The following is a 20545-nucleotide window of genomic DNA, read 5'->3' as shown; positions in this document are numbered from 1 at the left end:
AGCCGGGACGCGCATTCCGTCAGCCCGTCAGCTTAAAACGCGCTGACAGCAACGGCACGGAAGAAGGATAGGAAAGGATGCAATACCGCGCTAGTCCGCCGGAACTGACTGCAGCGTTCCAGTTTTGATGCCAATCAAACCGATACGATCGGCGGCATTGCTGGCCGGGCGCCGCGCGCCGGCCAGCCCGCCGCCGTCAGGAAGCCTGCGCTTCGGCCAGTGCGCGCTGCACGGCAGGTCTTGCCGCAACCCGGGCCAGATAGGCCGCAAGCTTGGGGAACTGCGCGAGGTCGACGCCGTCGCCCTCCAACCAGCTGCCGATGGTGTAGAGATAACCGTCGACCACGCTGTAGCGCTCGCCCGCCGCCCAGGGGCCGGCGATCTGCGATTCCAGGTAGGCGGCGCAGGCGGTCATGGTCTGCGGTACCTTGGCCTGCATGGCGGCATGCGCGGCCGGATCGTCGGCCCAGCGCGCGCCGCGGCGCTTGTGCGCGTGCGCCACGTGCGCGGTGGACGCCAGATAGCTGGCCAGCTCCTGCATGCGCGCGAAGGCGAAAGGATCGTCGACCGGCGCCAGCTGCGCGGCCGGAAAGCTTTGCGCCACGAAGGCGAGCAGGGCGGGCGTCTCGGTCAGCACGCCGTGCTCGGTCGCCAGCGCCGGCACGCGGCCCTTGGCGTTGACGCGCAGGTACTCGGGGCTCTGTTGCTGCGCAGCGCCCATGTCCAGCTTGACCAGGTCGAAGTCGGCGCCCGCTTCATGGAGCGCGATATGCGTCGCCAGCGCACAGGTGCCAGGGGCTGTGTAAAAAGTCCAACGGGACATCCGCATCCTCTACTTTCTATGGTTGAAAAGCCAAGTCGCCACTACGGGCTGCCGGCTACAGGGTAGCCCGATCACCTGCCTGCGCCAAGCTTGGCGGCGACGCGCACGAAGCGGCGGCATTGTCTGATCTACATCAGACGGCAATCCGAATTGGCTGCGCGTTGCCATCCATGCGCGGGATCTGCTCCGCCCTGCGTGATAGCATCTGCGCCGATAAGGAACCGCCGAATGCATGCATCTGCCTATGCCCGTAGACGTTGGGTCGCGCTGGTCGCGATGGCCCTGTTCGTCTTCCAGGCGCTGATCGCGTCTTCGGCGCTGGCGGCCTCGGGCATCGGAACGGGCAAGCCCGGTGTCACCACCATCGTCTGCACGGCCAGCGGCCCACGCGTGGTGACGCTGGATGCCGATGGGCAAAAGCAGGGCGCGCAGCAGCACAGCGGCGCCTTGCCGCACTGCTGCAGCGCAGGCTGCGCCATGCTGAGCGACGCGCTGCCGCCCGAAATCGTGCTGCTGGCCTGGCTCCTGCCAGCCGCAGCTCCCGCGGTCCATCCCCCCGCCGCCGAACCCCACGTTGCAAGCGCCTTGACCCGGCTGCCGCAACGGTCGCGCGCGCCGCCGCCATCCGCCTGACCCTCTCCCCAGACTTCCACGACACGCCATCCGCGCAGCCCGCCAACCCGCGGGCCTGAGCGGTTGCGCCAGCGTCGTCCGCACGCAGCAGGCCAAGGTCCTTTTGCGCCGCGCGGGGAGGGCCCCCACTTCGTCACGCCCATGCGCAGACAGCGCGCTCCTGCCACTCCTTTCTTAAATAAAGGGAGGCGGCCGCGCTGCCCGTCCGCGCCTGCCACCGCACGTTCCCGATCGACAGACACCAGACATGACCACAAACCAAGAATTCCTGCGCGCGAGTTGCCTGGCCGCCGCAGTGGCCGCCTCATCTCCCGCCTGGCCCCAAGCCGCCGACACGCCCGACGTCTACACCACCGATCCCGTGGTCATCACGGGCGTGGAACCCAGCGCGCCCTTGACCTTCACCACGGATCCCAAGATTCCGCGCCAGCCGCTGCCGGCCAGCGACGGGACCGACTATCTGAAGACGATTCCCGGCTTCTCGGCCATCCGCAATGGCGGCACCAACGGCGATCCCGTGCTGCGCGGCATGTTCGGCTCGCGCTTGAATCTGCTGACCAATGGCACCTCCATGCCGGGCGCGTGCCCTGCGCGCATGGACGCGCCCAGTTCCTATATCTCGCCCGAGAACTTCGACCAGCTCACGGTCATCAAGGGACCGCAGACCGTGCTGTGGGGACCCGGCGCGTCGGCCGGGACGGTCAAGTTCGACCGCGACACGCCCCGTTTCACGGCAGCCGGCGTGCGATTCGACGGCAGCCTGACGGGCGGCTCGTTCGGCCGCAACGACCAGGCCGCCGACCTGACCGTGGGCAACGACAAGGTCTACACGCGCATCACCGCCAACCATTCCCACTCCCAGGACTACAAGGACGGCGACGGCAACACCGTGCCTTCGCGCTGGGACAAGTGGAACGCCGACCTGACCCTGGGTTTCACGCCCGACGCCGACACGCTGTACGAACTGACCGCGGGCACGGGCGATGGCGAAGCGCGCTATGCCGGCCGCGGCATGGACGGCTCCCAGTTCAAGCGCGAGAGCTTCGGCCTGCGCTTCGAGAAGCGCAACCTGGGACCCGTGCTGAGCAAGGTCGAGGCGCAGTTGTACTACAACTACGCCGACCACGTGATGGATAACTACACGCTGCGCGCGCCGGACCCCATGAGCGCCATGCCCATGGCCATGGCGGCCGACGTGGACCGCGCGACCTGGGGCGGCCGCTACGCCGGCACCTGGGAACTGACGCCGGATATCAGTCTGGTCACCGGCCTGGATTTCCAGCAGAGCCGCCATCGCTCCCGCAGCGGCACCGATACCGTGCCGTACAGCAGCCAGAGCTGGGTCAAGGACGCCGACTTTTCCAACACCGGACTGTTCGGCGAACTGACCTGGCGCGTCGCGCCGGACAGCCGCGTCATCGGCGGCGCACGGGTCGACTGGGCTTCGGCCAAGGACTTCCGCCAGGACACGGGCTCGATGATGATGCCCATGCCCAATCCCACAGCGGATGAGCGCCGCAAGGACACGCTGCCCAGCGGCTTCCTGCGCTATGAGCAGGATCTGGCCTCGCTGCCGGCCACGGTCTATGTGGGCCTGGGCCACGTCGAGCGCTTCCCCGATTACTGGGAGCTGTTCTCTCCGGACCAGGGACCTGCCGGGTCCGTCAACGCCTTCCAGGGCGTGAAGCCCGAGAAAACCACCCAGCTGGATTTCGGCGCCCAGTACAAAACCGAAGCGCTGGACGCCTGGTTCTCAGGCTACGCCGGTTACGTCAATGACTTCATCCTGTTCAGCTACACCTCGGGCGGCATGATGGGTCCGGCGTCGCAGGCCAGCAATGTCGACGCACGCATTGCAGGCGGCGAACTCGGCGTCTCATACAAGCCCGCGTCCGCGTGGAAACTGGGCGCGACGCTCGCGTATGCCTGGGGCGAGAACCGCAGCGACGGCAGGGCGCTGCCACAAATGCCGCCGCTGGAGGCCAGGCTCAGCGCTGCCTACGATGACGGCACCTGGTCGGCCGGGGCGCTGTGGCGCATCGTGGCCGCGCAAAAACGCTACGCCTTGAATGAGGGCAACGTAGTCGGCAAGGACTTCGGCCCGAGCGCTGGCTTCGGCGTTTTCTCCGTCAACGGCGGCTATGCGGTCAACAAGCAGGTCCGCCTGTCGCTGGGCGTGGACAATCTGTTCAACAAAACCTACAGCGAACACTTGAACCTGGCGGGGAATGCGGGTTTCGGCTATGCCGCCAACACCGCAGTCAATGAGCCGGGCCGCACGGTCTGGGCGCGCGTGAGCTTCAAGTACTGACGCGCCCAGTCCGGAACACGCCGTCAGGACGAACGCCCGGTTGTCAGCAGACGGATGATGCCGCGCAGGTCCTGTTCGGCCTCCAGCCCGCGCAGTCGTCGCGCCAGCTCCCGTGTCTGGCCGGCGGGCAGCGGCGGCTGCGCGGACGCGCAGCAGGCTTCGAACTTGGCGTCCTGTTCCGCCACGCCCAAGGGGCGTTCCGGACTGCCGGGAAAGGCCGGCATGTCGACCGCGAACTCGCGGCCGTCCTTCAGCCGCAATTCCACGCGCTGCGGGCTCATGGCGTTGGGGTCCGGATTGCCGTCATCCAGCACCTGGACACGGGCGGCCAGTTCGAAAGTCCCGGCCTCGGCCAGCGCGTCGGGATCGAAGTCGGGTATGCCGACCCGGCCGCGCAGCAGGGCAGCAGCGATGGCATAGCCCATGCAGAGCCGGGCCGTGGCGGAATCCATGCCCGGATGGGCCGGCCGTCCCACCAGGCGCACGATCAGCGACGACGCGCGGACCGTGATCCGGTCCACGTCCCCGGGCTGCAGCGCATGGGCGCGCATGAGGTCCAGCACGGCGCCGATGCCGCTATGGGTGGCCCGGCCGGTCGGGTAGGGCTTGTGGCTCATGCGGGTGATCTGGAACACCCGGCCCACGTCCGCGCGAACCGCGTCCCAGTCGGCCTGGCCGGCGTCATACAGCGCGAAGTAGCCATAAGGGCCTTCCAGGATGTCGCGCGGACCGGGAAAGCCCGCGCGCGCCAGCTCGAAGGCCGTAACCGCCGCCCTGGCGTTCAGGCCGACCTGCAGGCCCACCGCGGGCGAGCCTTCGATATGCGCCTGCATGGTGCCGGAGAGATGGCTGTACGCCAGCCCCAGCGCATCGCGCGTGGCGCTCTCATCCAACCCGCCAAGCTTGCACAGCGTGGCCGTGGCGCCCAGGCCGCCGCACATGGCCGGCCGGAAAAAACGCATGGGCGCGCGCTGGGCCAGCGCGACATAGATGGCGAAGTCCAATCCGGCGGCGACCGCGGTGATCAATCGGGGACCATCGACGCCGCCTTCGCGTTCGGCATAGCCCAGCGCCGCCGGCACGATGCAGGCAAACGCGTGCACCACGGCCCGGTCGTGGATCGCGTCGAACTCCTGGTTGAACACTTGATATGCGTTCAGCATGACCGCGCTGGCCAGCGGCAGCCGCTCGCCGCTGCCCCAGACGGTCGCTTCCGCGCCCTGGCCCAGGGCCTGGGCCGCCTGGCGCAGCGAGGGCATGCGGGGATGGCGCGAGCCGGATAGCCCGACACCAACCGCATCCAGGATGAAGGTCTTGGCCGCTTCCACCGCCGCAGGCGGCAGGTCCTCGTAATGGGTGCGCAGCAAATGCGCGACCAGGGTATCGATGGCGTTCATGCGGCGGCTCCGTCGGGCTGGACGGGAACCTGGGCGGCGTACCAGTCATACATCGCGGCGCCGGTGACGAAGGTAGTCATCGGGTGCTTTTGCAGCAGGTCCAGCATGGTGAGCAGGTCGGCGTAGCGGTGCGGCACGCCCATCAGATGGGGATGCAGTCCCAGCGTGAGGACGCGCGGACGGCCCGCGGTCCGGGCCTCGTCGGCATACAGGTCCAGCGTCCGCTCCAGGCGCCGGCTGAATTCCCCGGTGGCGTGCTTTTCCACGGCGTGGATGACCGAGTCGTTCAGTTCCAGCGCGTACGGCAAGGCCAGCAAGGGCCTGCCGGCGGTCCGCATCCAGTTGGGCAGATCGTCCAGGCACCAGTCGAACAGGTAGTCGATGCCGGCCTGGGCCAGGAGATCCGGCGTGTCCAGCGTTTCGCGCAGGCCCGGCGAGAGCCAGCCGCGCGGCCGGCGGCCGCTGAAGCGCTCGATCCGGTCCAGCGCCGCGGCGATGGTGCGGGCCTGGCCGTCGCCGTCCTCTTGCGACAAAGCGCGCTGGTGGATGCCGTGGCCGATGAATTCCCAGCCGGCCTCCAGCAGCGCCTGGGCCGCCTCGGGGTAGGCATCGATGACGGAGGCGTTCAGGCTGGCCGAGGCAGGCAGGCCGCGGCCGCGGATGGCGTCGATAATCCGCGGCAGCCCGCAGCGCAGGCCATATTCGGCCCAGCTGTAGTTGGGCACGTCCGGCACCGTCTCGCGCCCGTGCGGCGCGGTCAGCAGGGTGCGGGGCATGGGCTGGTCGAACGGCCAGTGCTCCACATTGACGACCAGGTGCACCAGGATGGCCCGGCCGTCCAGCGCCGCCAGGGGTGGGCGCTGGCTGGAAAGCATGAAAGGAATGCGTGGATTGTTCATGGCATCTTGCTCATGGTTCAAAGACGGCTCAGCGGCCAAGGAAGACCGGGTCGCGTTTTTCGGCGAATGCCCGCCGGCCTTCGGCGTAGTCCTCGCTGGCGAAGCACCGGGCCACCAGGGCGTCGATCGCATCGAGCTGCGCGGGCGCGGGCGGATTCATGGTCGCCAGTATGGCTGCCTTTGCCGCGCGCAGGGAGAGGGGCGCATTGGCGGCGATGGCGCGCACCCGGGCCTGCGACTGGCGGACGAAATCGTCGTCGGCGTACCGTTCGTGGACCAGGCCGCGGCGTTCGGCCTGCTCGGCGTCAAGGATGCGGGCGGTATAGAACAGGTCGAAGGCGGACGCCGCGCCCACCACGCCCGCCAGCCTGCGCATGTCGGCATAGGAGTAGCCCAGCCCCAATCTTGCGGCCGGCATGCGGAAGCGGGCGCTGGCGCTGGCATAGCGCAGGTCGCAGGCCAGCGCCAGGCCGATGCCGCCGCCCATGCAGGCGCCTTGTATCAGCGCAACGGTAGGCGCGGCGAAGTCCGCCAGCAATTGCTGCGCATCCGCCACCGCCTGGTTGTACCGGGCGACCGCGGCCGCGCCGTCGCGGGCCTGGTCGAACTCGCTGATGTCGGCCCCGGACACGAAGGCCCGGGTACCCGCGCCGGTCAGCGCCAGCACCCGGACTGCGGCGCCGTCGAGTTCACGCAGCGCTGCGGCCAACTGCAGCCACATGTCCAGCGTCATTGCGTTGCGCCGTTCGGGATGGCAGACCGTCAGGGTTGCAATGCCGTCCTGGAAATCCACCTGGATCTGGCCGCCGCTCATACCACGCCCTCTTCATACAGGCGCTCGATGTCGTCCGCGGCATAGCCCATCTCCGCGAGCATTTCGCGGGTGTGCTCGCCCCAGCCTGGCGCGGGCCGTCTGATCTGGGCGGGCGTGCGCGTCAAGGCCACGGGCTGCGAGATCAGCCGGTACTGGTGTCCGGCATCGTCGGCAACCGGCTGCGCCACGCCCAGGTGGCGCACCTGTTCGTCCTCGAACACCTGCGGAATGCTGTAGACCGGGCCTGCAGGCACCCCGGCGCGGTTCAGCAGGCCAACCCAGTGCGCGACGCTCTGTTGGCTAAAGCGCTGCGCCAGGGATTCATTGAGCGCACCGCGGTTCGCCACGCGCAACTTCTCGGTCGCGTAGCGCGGGTCTTCCAGCCATTGCGGCGCATCCAGGCACTCGCACAGGCGGCGCCAGTTGCCTTCGCCGGACGCGCCCAGGTTGAATGCGCCGTCGCTGGCCTCGAACAGCCCCATCGGGCTGCTGGTCGGATGGTCATTGCCTGCCTGCACCGGCGTGTCGCCGTCGTTCAGATAGCGCGCAGCCTGGAAGTCCATCAGCGCGATCTGCGTGTGCAGCAGGGAACTGTGGACCCATTGGCCCACGCCGGAGTGTTCGCGTTCCAGCAGGGCCAGCAGGACGCCGACCGCGGCATAGATGCCGGTGCCGCAATCTGCGACCGCGAGTCCCGCGCGCAGCGGACCGCCGCCGGCAAAGCCCGTGACCGACATGAGCCCGCCCATGCCCTGGATGATCTGGTCAAAACCCGGTCGGTCCGCATAGGGACCGTCCTGGCCAAAGCCGGAGATGCTGGCCAGGATGATGCGGGGATTGATGGCGCGCAGGGCGTCGTAGTCCACCCCAAGGCGCGCCTTGACGTCGGGCCGCCAGTTTTCCACCACCACGTCGGCAGTGGCCACCAACTGTTTGAAGACGGCCAGGCCTTCGGGCTTCTTCAGGTTCAGCGTCATCGACCGCTTGTTGCGGTTCAGGTTCTGGAAGTCGCCGCCAGTACGGTCCGCGGCGAACATGGCTTCATTGGGATCGATCCCGGCCGGCGGTTCGATGCGGATCACGTCCGCGCCGAAGTCGGCCAGGATGCGCACGCAGGTCGGGCCTGCGCGCACGCGCGAGAGGTCCAGCACGCGAAAGCGCGCCAGGGTGGGGGAGGCATTGATTCTGGCCATGATGAGTCCGTGGATTAGCGTTGCAGAATGGCGGAAAAGGGCAGGGCGTACTGATGCGCGAAGGCCAGCAGCAGGGCTTCGCTGCCGGGCGCTCCGACCGCTTGCACGCAGACAGGGCGGCCTTGCGCATCGATGCCGACGGGCAGGACCAGCGCCGGCAGCCCCAGGTAGTTGAGGTAGGCGTGATGGCGGTGCAGCGCGCCGAGGGCGCGGGGATCGAAATCGGGGCTGCTGGTGGTGACCGCGGCGCGGTCCGGCACGCCTTGCGGCAGGCAGGGCGTCAGCAATAGATCGGCGTCGGCCAGACAGGTGGCAAGGAAGGCCGCGCGCAGTGGCGCGATCTGCGACAAGGCATGGCGATACCAGACCGCCGGCATGGCCCAGCCCGGCAGCGCGATGGCCTGGGTGGCCGGCGCCAGCGAGGCCAGATCACGGCGCACGCTGCCCGCGAGCGTGGCGGCGGCTTCGGCATGAAGCACGATCTGCGCCAGACGGTTCAAGCGGTCCAGGTCGGGCGCGGGGCGCAAGCCGATGCGTTGCGGATCGGGCAGGCCGCGTTCGAATCGCGCCATCGTCTCGGCCACGTCGGCGCGCGCTCCGGCAGTCGCCAGCGTCGAGGCCAGCCTCCAACGCCGCGGCCTGGATAGTTCCCGTTCGATCAGCGCCATGTCCGCGGGCAACGCGGACGCGGTTGGCGGCGTTGGCAGCAACGCGGCGTAGACGCAGGCCGCATCCAGCGCGCTGCGGCCCATCACGCCCACCGTGTCCAAGGTAGGCGCCAAGGCCGCCACGCCGTCGGCCGGGATCGCCCCCGGAGTCGGCTTGAGTCCCACCAGGCCGCAGGTCGCGGCCGGCATGCGCACAGAGCCGGCCGTATCGGTGCCCAGCGTCGCGGGGACCAGGCCTGCGGCAACCGCGACCGCACAACCGCTGGACGATCCGCCCACCGCGGCGGCGGCGTCCAGCGGATTGGCCAGCGGCGCGCCGTGGGGGTTCTCGGCCGTCGCACCGCAGGCATGCTCGGCCATCGCCAGCGCGCCCAGGTTCAGCGCGCCGTGTTCCTGCAAGCGGCGCAGCGCCGTGGCCATCGGCCCTGGGGCTTCGTCGCGCAACGGCCGCCCGCGCCCCGGGGCGTGCATGCCGGTCTGGAAGGCATCCTTGTGCGCCAAGGCCACGCCTTCAAGCAGGCCGCCAGGACGCACGGTCAGCGCAGAGGGTTGATAGGTGCGCGTGGCGCAGAGCAGGTCGGCCGCCCGGCGCTGGAACGCCGCAGCCTGGGTCGAGACCAATGCCACGCGTGCGCCGGGCGCGGCCTGGGCGTAGTTTCGACGCATGTCGGCCACGGAAAGATGCAGCAGAGAATCAGGCATCGTCGCCCCCGCAGCCGTCGATCTCGGCCTGCACGGCGGCAAGGCGCAAAAGCGTGCGTGCGACCGCCGCTTGCGTCTCCACTGGTACCGCCAGGCCATGCGTCTTGCAGGCCAGGGCGACCCAGGCCTGCCATTCCTGCTTGGGCGAGTCTTCCATGCTCATTACCTCCTGCCGCGTTTTGCTCGTTAAAATAAAAGTCTAGTCTCATAAATATATTTATAGAAGTCAAGAAAATACTATGCCTAGCGTGAATTTTCTTACCCCCTACACCGGAGTCCGCCATGAAAGCCGCTGAGCGCATCCGCCTGTCAGTCGAAGAGTCCATCCGCGATGGCAGCCTGCTGCCGGGAGATCCGGTCGATGAACAGATGCTGATGCAGACCTACGACGTCTCCCGCACACCGGTGCGCGAGGCGCTGCTGCAGTTGCAGGCGCAAGGGCTGGTGGCCAGCCTGCCGCGTGGCGGCATGGTGGTGGCGAAGATGGACGTGGCCCAGTTGCTGGCGATGTGGGAGCTGCTGGCGGAGCTGGAAGGCATAGGCGCGCGCCTGGCCTGCGAACGCATGACGCCCGCCGAACGCGACGAGCTGGCGGCCATCCATGAACGCGCCGCGGCCGTGGTGCGGCGCGAGGACACCGACGCCTGGCAGGAACACAACCGGCGCTTCCACGATGCCCTGTACCTGGGCGCCCGCAATCCCTATCTGCGCCAGGAGATCCTGCGCATGCGGTCGCGCACCGGCGCCTACCGGCTGCACGCCTTTTCCGCTTTCGGCCGCCTGGCCTCGTCATGGGAACAGCATGGCCAACTGCTCGAAGCCATCCAGGCGCAGGACCCGGCGCGCGCGGCCGCGGTCATGACGCAGCACATGAGCCCCGGGCAGGGCGCCACCAGCTTCGCGTCCTTCATCGCCGCGCTGCCCAAGAACCTGTTGGCCTGAAGACGCGGCGGCGGACCTCGCCCCGCGGCGGCCACCGCGGGTTAATCCTGATTATTGTATTTTTTCATAATGGCAAAATATATTTATAGCAGACAAAAACATCTGCTCGCGTAACCTTGCCCCGGTATCGGCGGGCTAGGGCGCTCCCCTGATCCGCTCCACCGAGGAACCCGCTATGGATGCTGTTTCACCGCAACCCCTGTCCGCGCCGGCACACGACGCCGCGCCGGCCGCCGATCCTGGCCAGATGCACCGCAAGGTCGCCTGGCGCCTCATTCCCTTCCTGATCTTCCTGTTCCTGCTGGCGTGGATCGACCGCGTCAACGTGGGCTTCGCCAAGCTGCAGATGCTGCAGGACCTGCGCTTCAGCGAAGCGGTGTACGGCCTGGGGGCGGGCATCTTCTTCATCGGCTACTTCATCTTCGAAGTGCCCAGCAACCTGCTGCTGCAACGCATCGGCGCGCGCAAGACGCTGGCGCGCATCACGATCCTGTGGGGCCTGACCTCGATGGCGATGGCGTTCGTGACCACGCCCACTTCCTTCTATGTCCTGCGCTTTCTGCTGGGCGCCTTCGAAGCGGGCTTCTTCCCCGGCGTCATGCTTTATTTGACGTACTGGATACCGGCAGGCAGGCGAGGGCGCATCAATGGCTGGTTCATGACGTCGTTCGGCATCGCCGGCATCGTCGGCGGGCCGATAGCCGGACTCATCATGAGCGGCATGGACGGGGTGGCGCCGCTGCGCAACTGGCAATGGCTGTTCGTGCTGGAAGGCATTCCTTCGGTGATCGCCGGACTGGTGGTGCTGGCCTATCTGCCGGACCGCCCCCAGCAGGCGCGCTGGCTCAGCGCGGCGGAAAAGGCCGCGCTGACGGCCGAGCTGGACAGTGAACGCCTGGACCCCGGCAAACACGCCAGCTTCGCCCAGGCCCTGCGCCTGCCTGCCTTGTGGCTGTGCACCGCGGCGTACTTCTGCATCGTCGGCGGCAATGCGACGCTGGCGTTCTGGATGCCTTCCATCGTGCGCGAGCTGGGCGTGCAAGGCGCGCTGAACATAGGCCTGTTGTCGGCCATCCCGTTCATCCTGGGCACGGCCGCGATGGTGATCAACGGCGCCCATTCCGACTCCACCCGCGAACGCCGGTTGCATTGCGCCGGCGCCACCCTGGTCGGCGCGGTCGGCCTGTCCTTGACCGGCGCCTACATCGGCAGCCCCGTGCTGGCGATGGGCGCCTTGAGCATCGCCGCCATCGGCGTGCTGGGGGCGTTCCCCGTCTTCTGGGCCATCCCGGCGGCATTCCTGACCGGCACCGCCGCGGCGGGCGGCATCGCCTTCATCAATTCGGTCGGCAACCTGGCCGGCTTCGCCACGCCGTTCATGATGGGCTGGCTCAAGGAATGGACGGGCGGCGTGGCCGCAGGCCTGTATGTCGTGGCCGGCATGCAGCTTGTCGCCACGGCGGTCGTCGCGCTGACGATGCGCAGGCTCGCGGTCTAGGCAGCGGTGGCGGAAGTAGTGCGCAAGATCCGGCGCCGTGTCATCATCGGCGGTGCACGACTGAACGCGCGGCTCCAGTCTCATTCTTGCGAGCCGCCCGACATCGCCGGACTGCGGCACTACAACGGGGAAGGACTCCGTGCGCCAGGAATGCAGACACGCCCGAGACAGCGCCTCCAGGGGGGCCGAGCCCGCCACGGGCGGCGCGGCACGCCGGGGCCATCCGGTCACCTGGCCGCGACTGGCCAGGCAAATCCTGATCCTGCTGTGCACGGGCCCGGCTTTCATGGGCGCGGCGTTGGCGCAAGCGGACGCCGACGCGGACGCGAACGGCGGCGGCCTGGACATGGGCGACTTCCTGTTGCGCCAGAACGGCGCGCTGCCGGTACCCGTGATCATCACCGAGCCCGCCGTGGGCTATGGCGGCGGCGTGATGCTGCTGTACTTCTCCGAACCGGCGGGTGAGGCCGCCTCCCAGGGCCAGCCGGAAGGCAAAAGCAAGGCGCCGCCCAATGTCACCGGCATTGGCGCCTTGGCCACCGAAAACGGCACGCGCGGCGGCGCGCTGTTCCATTTCCGCAGTTGGGACGCCGACCGCTACCGCTACCTGGGCGCGCTGGCCCAGGGACGCGCAAACCTGGAGTACTACGGCGCCTCCAGCCACGGACGCAGCTACGAGGTGAAGGGCACCTTCCTGATGCAGCAGGTCCTGGCCCGGGTGGGCGACACGCCCTGGTACGTCGGACCGCGCTATACCTATTTCCGCTCGAACACCCGGTTCACCGGCAGCCAGGCTGGCGAACTGTCCAAGGCCGAATTGGCGGGCCGCATCGGCAAGGCCGGCGTGGTGGTGGACTACGACACGCGCGACAATATGTTCTATCCCAATCGGGGCAGCTATGCCGAGTTGGAGGCCCAGTTCTCGCGCAGCTGGCTGGGCAGCGACCAGGCCTTCGAAAGCTACCGCACGCGCGGCTACACCTGGCTGCCGCTGGCCCCGCGCTGGACCCTGGGCCTGCGCGGCGACGGCCAGTTCACGCGCGGCACGGTGCCGTTCTACGCCCAGCCTTACGTCGACCTGCGCGGCGTGGCGCGGGGCCGCTACCAGGACCGCGACGCGCTGACCTTCGAAACAGAATTGCGCTGGGACGCCACCCCGCGCTGGTCCATACTGGGGTTCAGCGGCGTGGGCAAGGCCTACGGAAACTGGAAATCCTTTGCCGATTCCACCAATGTCGTCAGCATCGGCACAGGCTTCCGGTATCTGATAGCCGCCAAGCTGGGATTGGCGGTGGGAATAGACATCGCCCACAGCAAGGACCAGAACGCCTTTTACATCCAGGTTGGGAGTGCATGGCGATGAAGACAGATGACGATAGTTCCATGTTGCAGGCCGGCACGTCCCAGCTCGGCAACCTGCTGCAATTCCTGGCCTGGATCGCCGAACGGCCGCGCACCTATGCGCAGACCATGGACGCCTGGCGCAGTTCGTGTCCGCGCCTGTCCGCCTGGGAAGACGCGACCGCCAACGGGCTGGTGGACGTTCCCCGCCGCGCGGATGTCGAACCGGTGGTTGTCCTGACACCCAAAGGGCAGATGCTGCTGGCATCTTCGGACGGCGCCAGGCGGACGCCAGCGCGCCCCTGACACGGCCGGCCGAAGGCTTTACGCCGCATTCAATCTTTACTTACATTTGTGGCCGCGCATGCGGTAACAGTGTGGTTTTCTTTGCGGATTTCGTCGAAAAAAAGCACTGATTCGTCGAAAAAAAGTTGCGCGAGATGCGCTGCCTGCGGATTCTAGTGGCGAAACTTTGCCAGTTACTACTGAGCGCGCGCCCGCCGACCCGGGTAAACCGCGCTCGGGTCACAAGAATCCGCTCATCCATGAAGCCCTCATCACGCCCGGCGCACAGCCCCAGTCTGCCTTTTCCCCTGCTGCGGCAGAACACGTTGCGGCTGGCCATCGCGTCCGCGCTGGGCGCCTGCGCCTGGAGCGTAGCGGGCGGCGCACAGGCCGGCTATGCATGCGCAGGCGGCCCCACCCTGAACGTGCCGTCCGGCAACTACCCAAGCGCCCAGGCCATCTGCGAGGGCGACAGCGGCGTAGACCATGACAACGAAAAGAACGGCCAGAACGGACCGGACGTGTCGGTCACGTCCTCGGGCAACTACAACGCCGACGAGAACCAGACCCGGCTGAACCCGGTGGGCGTGGTCACGGCCATATCGCGCGGCGGCGACGGCGTGGACGAAGGCACGGCAGGAGACGGCGGCCACATTACCGTATCCAGCACGGGCGACATCGCGCTCAACGGCACGGCGCTCAGCAATTTCAACAGCCTGATCATGGCAGTCTCGTCCGGCGGCATCGGCGACCCCGCCAACGACAACAACGACTCGAACGGCGGACACGGCGGACTGGGCCAGAACGTCACCGTGACCAATTCCGGCAACCTGACGATGTCCGGTTCCCTGCCCACGCCGCGCCAAGGCCTGTACGGCATCAACGCGCGGGCCCTGGGCGGGGCCGGCGGCGACCAGAACGATCCGACGCTGGAATACGGCGACCAGGTGGGCGGCAATGGCGGCAACGCCAGCACGGTCACGGTCAGCAACACCGGCGTCATCAACCTGGGCAGCAGCGCCACGCGGCTGCGCACCTATGCCAACGGAGCTGCCATCTACGCGAATTCCGTGGGCGGCATGGGCGGCTACAACAACGGCAATGCCGGCACCGGCGGCACCGTGCAAGTGACGCACCAGGGCCAGGCCAACAGCTACTGGCAGGTCTTCGACAGCGCCACGGTCTTTGGCATCTACGCGCAAAGCATAGGCGGCGACGGCACCGCGTCGACCGACAACAGCGATAACGGCGGCAATGGCGGCGGCAACTCCGACACCTGGACCCAGAAGGTGACCGTGGACGTGAATGGCTCCGTGCTGCTGGACGTGGCCGGTTCGGCGGCCGGCGCGACCGTGCAGGGCGCCGGCGTCGCCGCCCGCGCCATCGGCGGCAAGGGCGGCAAAGGCCCGGACAAGGACCATTCCGGCGGCAATGGCGGCGCGGGCGGCGCCGTGGCGATCAATCTCTATCAGGGCGGCAGCGTCGCGACCCGCGGCGACAACCTGCCCGGCCTGGCGGCACAAAGCCTGGGCGGGCAGGGCGGCGACGGCACCGACAGCACCAAGCTGGCCGGGCAGGGCGGGGGCGGCGGGTTTGGCGGCAACGCCAGCGCCGTCAACATTTCCACCGCCAGCGGCAGCGCCATCAGCACGACGGGCAATTTTTCCACCGGCATCGTGGCGCAGTCGGTCGGCGGCGGCGGCGGCACGGGCAGCGACTTCGTGTCGGTGTTGGGTGGCCAGGGCGGCAATGGCGGCAATGGCGGCAACGCTGGCGCGGTCAATGTGGCGACAGGCGCCACGGTCACCACTGGCGGCAACCACGCCTACGGCGTGCTGGCCCAGTCCATTGCCGGCAGCGGCGGGGCGGGCGGCGCGGACACGGCCGAACTGGTTTCCTTGGGCGGGGACGGCGCGGGCGGCGGCGCGGCCGGCCAGGTCACCCTGAGCAACACGGGGTCCATCGCCACCTCGGGCTACAACTCGCACGGCATGATAGGCCAGTCCATCGGCGGCGGCGGCGGGGCCTCGGGCAGCGCCACTGGCCTGCTCAGCGTAGGCGGCAGCTCGGCCGGGGCCACCGGCTCGTCGGGCAGCACGGTGGTGATCGGCAATACCGGCTCCATCACGACGGCCGGCAACGCCGCCATCGGCCTGGTGGCCCAGTCCATCGGCGGCGGCGGCGGCAGCGGCGGCGACAGTATCGGCGTGCTGGGCGTGGGCGGCGGCGGCGCCGGGGGCGGTGCGGGTGGCAACGTCATCATCCAGGACCTGGGCTCGATCCAGACCGCGGGCCAATTCGGCGCGGGCGTGCTGGCCCAGTCCGTGGGCGGCGGCGGCGGCAACGGCGGCGATACCTTCACCGCATCGGTGGGCGTATCGGTGGCGATCGGCGGCAGCGCCAGCGGCGGCGGCAACGGCGGCACGGTCTGCATGAGCAACCAGGGCGGCTGCGGCGGCACATTGACGTACTCGACCGCGAACCTCACCACCCACGGCAACTACGCACCCGGCATCATCGCGCAAAGCATCGGCGGCGGCGGCGGCACGGGCGGCAGCGTCAAGAACGCCAGCGTGGCATCCTTCGCGGCGCTGCAATTGGGCGGTAGCGGCGGCGCGGGCGGCAATGCCGCCGAGGTCAAGGTGGGTTACAGCAATCTCAACATCAGCACTGGCGGCGCCCACTCGGCCGGCATCCTGGCCCAATCCATAGGCGGAGGCGGCGGCAACGGCGGCGACGCCAGCTATTACGACGTCACGGTGGGCTTCAATGCCGCGGTGGTGTTGGGCGGCAGCGGCGGCTCGGGCGGCACCGGCTATTCCTCCATCGTGAACCTGAGCGGCTCCCACGTCGCCACGGGCATGGACTACGCCAGCCCGAACATCGATCCCTCGACCTACGCGCCCAACGATTCCTTCGGCATCCTGGCGCAGACCATAGGCGGGGGCGGCGGCAATGGCGGCAGCTCCAGCGCCAGCGACCTGGTGGTGGCGGTACCCACCGGCGAGGGCGCGTCCCTGGCGTTCAATTTCGAAGCCGCGGTGGGCGGCAGCGGCGGGGCGGGCGGCAGCGCCTGCCCGCCGGGGGATGGCGCGTGCGTCACCCAGGTCAACCTCAGCAACGGTTCCACGGTCGCCACCTTGGGCGACGGCTCCCACGCCGTGATGGCGCAGTCCATCGGCGGCGGGGGCGGCAATGGCGGCGATTCGTCCGTGCTGTCCACCGTGCTCGGCGATGCGACCACGATCTCGCTGTCGGCTGGCATGACGCTGGGCGGTTCCGGCTCGGCAGGCGGCAACGGCGGCGCGGTGGCCGTGAGCCTGGGCGATGCCAACGGCGCCTATGTCGGCATGCCGCCGTCGTTGCTGACCCCGCCTGGCGTGCGCGTCCCCCCGGCATCCACCATCGTGACCTATGGCGACTACGCCAATGGCGTGCTGGCGCAATCCATAGGCGGAGGCGGCGGCAACGGCGGGGTCGGCAGCAGCAACGCCTACACCCACGGCGGGCCCACCAACGTCAAGCTGACCCTGGCCCTGGGCGGTACCGGCGGCTCGGGCGGCACCGGCGGCAATGTGGACGTGACGCTGAATCCCAACTTCGCCATCCGCACGCTGGGCTCGGGTTCGCGCGGCATCGTGGCGCAGTCCATCGGCGGCGGCGGCGGGGCCTCGCAGGGCGGCACGCTGAATGTGGCTGGCAGCGCCGAAGAGCGTCCGTCAGCCCGTCTGCAGGTGGGCCTGGGCGCGACCGGCGGTTCCGGCGCCACTGGCGGCAGCATCAATGCGACATTGCAAGGCGCCATCCGCACCGAAGGCGGCGACGCCGATGGCGTGCTGCTGCAATCGATCGGCGGCGGCGGCGGGCTGGGCGGATCGCTGGGCGCCGACGCCTCGTCCTATCCCATCCTGGACCGCATCGGCAATCACAGCGACAACAAGGAACGGCTCGACGACGAAAACAGCACTTACCAATTCGGCGTGGACGTGGGCGGCACCGGCGGCACGGGCGGCCATGCCGGCAACGTCACCGTGAACTACGCGGGCAAGATCGCCACCGCCGGCGACTGGGCCGACGGCCTGGTGGCCCAATCCATAGGCGGGGGCGGCGGCGTGGGCGGATCGTCCAGCGCCTCGGGCAGCAAGATCAAGGCCAACGCGATCATCGGCGTGGGCGGCAGCGGCGGCGCCGGCGGCAATGGCGGCGTCCTGAGCTTCCTCTTCGACGACGACCATGGCAACAGCGTCGCCACCACCGGCTACAACGCCTATGGCGTGCTGCTGCAATCGATCGGCGGCGGCGGCGGGCAGGGCGGCGATGGCTCGGACCAGGCCCAAGGCACCATCACCGTCGGCGCCTCGTTTGGCGGCACAGGCGGCGTGGCCGGCAACGGCGGCAACATCCTGACCTCTGGCGGCGGAAGCTGGCTGAATGTCCAGACCGCGGGCGACGACTCCCCGGCGCTGGCGATGCAATCTATCGGCGGAGGCGGCGGCACGGCCGGGGCGGGCAACAGCAGCTCCAAGCTGCAGCAGGACAGCCATTCCATGAGCGTCGCAGTGGGCGGCAACGGCGGCTTGTCCGGCTCGGGCGGCGCCATCGACGTCACCACCGGCATCGCCGCCACCACGCAAGGCGCGCGCGCCTATGGCGTGCTGGCCCAATCGATCGGCGGCGGCGGCGGGCTGGGCGGCGCGGGCGACGCCAGCAACCTGTCTGGCGTGTCGCTGGGCGGGCGCGGCGGCGCGGCGGGCGACGGCGGCGCCGTGACCCTGACCTTGAATGCCGGCAGCCACATCAGCACCAGCGGCGCGGGCTCCCATGGCCTGATCGCCCAGTCCATCGGCGGCGGCGGAGGCATCGCGGGCGACACCAGCAAGGGCTTGCAGCTGGACTCGGGCGGCTGGATCCCAGGCAGCGGGCAGACGGGTGGCAACGGCAACGGCGGCGCGGTTAACCTCAATGTCGCCAGCAACATCACGACCCAGGGGGCCTACGCCTTCGGCGTGATCGCCCAATCCATCGGCGGCGGGGGCGGGCTGGGCGGCAATGCCGCCGGCGGCTTCGCCGGCAGCACGGCAGGCGCGGGCAGTACGGGAACCGGCGGGAACGTCACGCTGACGCAGAGCGGCAGCATCGCCGCCACCGGCGCCGGCGCCACCGGCATCTTTGCGCAAAGCGCCGGTCCGCAAGGTTCGGGCCAGGTCGCGGTCACCGTCGACGGTTCGGTCAGCGGCGGCACCGGCGCGGGCGCATATGGCGTCTGGATCGTGGGCGACAAGCAGAACACGCTGACCGTGGGCTCGGCGGGCATGATCATCGCCGGCGCAGGCGGCAGCGCCGTACGCTATGACGGCGCCGCCCTGCAGCAGGCCAAGACCGTGAGCTTCCTGGCCAGCGCCCCCGGCGCCAGCCTGTCCGTCAACAATGCGGGGACCGTGCTGGGCAACATCGAATGCGGCGGCGGCGCGGGCGGCATCGCCTGCAACGCCTGGAACGCCGCCAGCGGCACCCTGAGCGACGCCACGCTTTATCAGGCCAACATCGACAACGCGGGGCTGGTCGCCATAGGCAGGTCCGGCGCCTTCGACACGCTCACGGTTACGGGGAATTTCAACCTGCAGGCCGGCGGCCTGCTGCAGGCGGACGTGGACTTCGCCAACCTCAAATCGCCGAGCATGGTGGTGCAGGGCGATACCCGCCTGAACGGCCAGGTCAATGTCCAGCCCATCACCTTGCTGCCCGATCACGAAGTCACCGTGGCGACGCTGCAAGGCGATGTGCAAGGCAGCCCCGTTGCCAAGGACAGCCCGGTGATCGACTACGACGCCAGGCTGGACGGCAAGAACGTGCGCGTGCGCGCAACGCAGGCCGACTTCGCCGCGCCGTCCATGCAATTGGCCGCCAACCAGCGCTCGGTTGCGAATCATCTGCAAGGCGCCTGGAACCTGGGTGGCAACGCCGCCATGGCGTCCTTGTTCGCGGCGCTGGACATGGCCTCCCGCGAAAGCGCCGACACCTATTCGAACCGGCTGTCCGACCTGTCGGCCGGCGTCACCGTGGCGCCTGCCGCGCAGATGCAGGCCAGCATGGCGCGCTTTACCGGCGCCATGATGTCGTGCCCGGCATTCCAGGGCGGCGACGCGCTGACCGGCGAGCAGGATTGCCTGTGGGGCCAGGTGTCCGGCATCAATACCAACCAGGACGGCGACGGCGGGGTCTCCGGATTTTCGTTCGATGGCGTCACCTACCAGTTCGGCGGCCAGCGCCAGGTCAGTCCGGGCTGGTTCCTGGGCGGGTCCGTTGCCTACCAAAATAGCCATCTGAGCGGCGACGACGGACGGGTCAGCGGCAAGGGCGACAGCGGTTATGCCGGCGTGGTGGTCAAGCGCGAAACCGGACCCTGGACCCTGTCCGCGGCCCTGGGCGGCGGCTACGGCCAGTACGACATCAACCGCAGCATCCGCATCCCCGGCATGCAAAGCACGGCCGACTCGGACCTGGACGTCTACGGCGCGGCCTTGCGCCTGCGTATCGCGCGCACCTACGCCGGGGAACACGTTTACCTGAAACCCTATGTGGACGTGGACGCGTCCTACACCCACATGCCCGGCTACAGCGAATCCCGCGACGCCCTGCATCTGGACGTGGAAAGCAGCAACGAATTCGTCATGGCCCTGTCGCCGACGCTGGAACTGGGCGGCAAGGTGGCGCTGAAGAACGGCGCAACCATGCGCCCCTACATGTATGGCGGCGTGTCGTTCCTGTCCAAGGACGAGTACACGGTCAAGTCGCGCTTGCAGGGCGCGCCGGCAGGCTCGGGGGCCTTCGAGACCTCGGTGCCCATGGACGACGTCATCGGCCGCATCGGCGCGGGCCTGCAGGTATCCAACGCGGGCGGCCTGGACTTCCGGTTGCAGTACGACGGGGATTTTTCGTCCCACATACAAAGCCATCGCGGCACGTTGAAGGTGATGGTGCCGTTCTGAACGCCCCGCAGGGCTCCGCGCGATTCGATACTGCGAACGGTTCTTGGTAT

At 68.8% G+C, this 20545-nt stretch carries 14 protein-coding genes; 7 read left to right on the top strand and 7 right to left on the bottom strand.

The window, feature by feature from the left end:
- Positions 1–196 precede the first annotated feature (196 nt).
- Positions 197–823 (bottom strand): glutathione S-transferase family protein, encoded by a 627-nt coding sequence (locus IB268_RS12165; protein WP_192354306.1) that lies wholly within the window; start codon positions 821–823, stop codon positions 197–199.
- Between the two features lie 228 nt (positions 824–1051).
- Between IB268_RS12165 and IB268_RS12160 the strand changes: the two genes are divergently transcribed.
- Positions 1052–1456 carry a DUF2946 family protein gene (locus tag IB268_RS12160; RefSeq protein ID WP_054454382.1) on the top strand — a complete coding sequence of 135 codons (405 nt, stop codon included), beginning with the start codon at positions 1052–1054 and terminating at the stop codon, positions 1454–1456.
- Between the two features lie 247 nt (positions 1457–1703).
- A complete protein-coding gene (locus IB268_RS12155; RefSeq protein WP_192354305.1) occupies positions 1704–3767 on the top strand; it encodes a TonB-dependent copper receptor in 2064 nt (687 codons plus the stop codon).
- Between the two features lie 23 nt (positions 3768–3790).
- Here IB268_RS12155 and IB268_RS12150 read toward each other — a convergent pair whose 3' ends face one another.
- The 6 genes from IB268_RS12150 to IB268_RS12125 are packed head-to-tail and all read right to left on the bottom strand — an operon-like array spanning position 3791 to position 9603.
- Positions 3791–5164: an MmgE/PrpD family protein gene (locus tag IB268_RS12150; protein WP_192354304.1), complete on the bottom strand. Its 1374-nt coding sequence runs from the start codon at positions 5162–5164 to the stop codon at positions 3791–3793.
- Complete coding sequence (locus IB268_RS12145) at positions 5161–6063, bottom strand: polysaccharide deacetylase family protein (RefSeq protein ID WP_119452027.1); 903 nt, start codon at positions 6061–6063, stop codon at positions 5161–5163. Before IB268_RS12145 ends, IB268_RS12150 begins: the two co-directional genes overlap by 4 nt.
- Positions 6064–6091: 28 nt before the next feature.
- The gene (locus tag IB268_RS12140; protein ID WP_119452026.1) at positions 6092–6877 is read right to left on the bottom strand and encodes an enoyl-CoA hydratase; all 786 of its coding nucleotides are present in this window, start codon (positions 6875–6877) and stop codon (positions 6092–6094) included.
- Positions 6874–8070 carry a CaiB/BaiF CoA-transferase family protein gene (locus IB268_RS12135; protein ID WP_054454392.1) on the bottom strand — a complete coding sequence of 399 codons (1197 nt, stop codon included), beginning with the start codon at positions 8068–8070 and terminating at the stop codon, positions 6874–6876. The genes IB268_RS12140 and IB268_RS12135 overlap by 4 nt, the downstream gene beginning before the upstream one ends.
- Positions 8071–8084: 14 nt before the next feature.
- Positions 8085–9440: an amidase gene (locus tag IB268_RS12130; RefSeq protein WP_192354303.1), complete on the bottom strand. Its 1356-nt coding sequence runs from the start codon at positions 9438–9440 to the stop codon at positions 8085–8087.
- The gene (locus IB268_RS12125) at positions 9433–9603 is read right to left on the bottom strand and encodes a hypothetical protein (protein ID WP_192354302.1); all 171 of its coding nucleotides are present in this window, start codon (positions 9601–9603) and stop codon (positions 9433–9435) included. The genes IB268_RS12130 and IB268_RS12125 overlap by 8 nt, the downstream gene beginning before the upstream one ends.
- 119 nt (positions 9604–9722) lie before the next feature.
- Between IB268_RS12125 and IB268_RS12120 the strand changes: the two genes are divergently transcribed.
- The 5 genes from IB268_RS12120 to IB268_RS12100 all read left to right on the top strand — a co-directional run bounded on the left by IB268_RS12120 (position 9723) and on the right by IB268_RS12100 (position 20495).
- Positions 9723–10382, top strand: a complete 660-nt coding sequence (locus tag IB268_RS12120; protein ID WP_054454398.1) for a GntR family transcriptional regulator — start codon at positions 9723–9725, stop codon at positions 10380–10382.
- A gap of 175 nt (positions 10383–10557) precedes the next feature.
- A complete protein-coding gene (locus IB268_RS12115) occupies positions 10558–11880 on the top strand; it encodes an MFS transporter (protein ID WP_192327873.1) in 1323 nt (440 codons plus the stop codon).
- A 286-nt stretch (positions 11881–12166) separates the two neighbouring features.
- Entirely contained in the window at positions 12167–13243 is a 1077-nt protein-coding gene (locus IB268_RS12110) for a BamA/TamA family outer membrane protein (RefSeq protein WP_192354467.1), read from the top strand.
- Positions 13240–13527, top strand: a complete 288-nt coding sequence (locus IB268_RS12105) for a hypothetical protein (protein ID WP_225588731.1) — start codon at positions 13240–13242, stop codon at positions 13525–13527. Before IB268_RS12110 ends, IB268_RS12105 begins: the two co-directional genes overlap by 4 nt.
- A gap of 239 nt (positions 13528–13766) precedes the next feature.
- Complete coding sequence (locus IB268_RS12100; RefSeq protein ID WP_192354301.1) at positions 13767–20495, top strand: autotransporter outer membrane beta-barrel domain-containing protein; 6729 nt, start codon at positions 13767–13769, stop codon at positions 20493–20495.
- The last annotated feature ends 50 nt before the right edge of the window (positions 20496–20545 follow it).

Origin of the sequence: Achromobacter sp. ACM01 (genome assembly GCF_014851745.1) — a bacterium.
Taxonomy (GTDB): Bacteria; Pseudomonadota; Gammaproteobacteria; order Burkholderiales; family Burkholderiaceae_B; genus Achromobacter; species Achromobacter aegrifaciens.
Note: the sequence above shows the minus strand (reverse complement) of the source record. Positions and strands in the feature narration are given on the sequence as shown.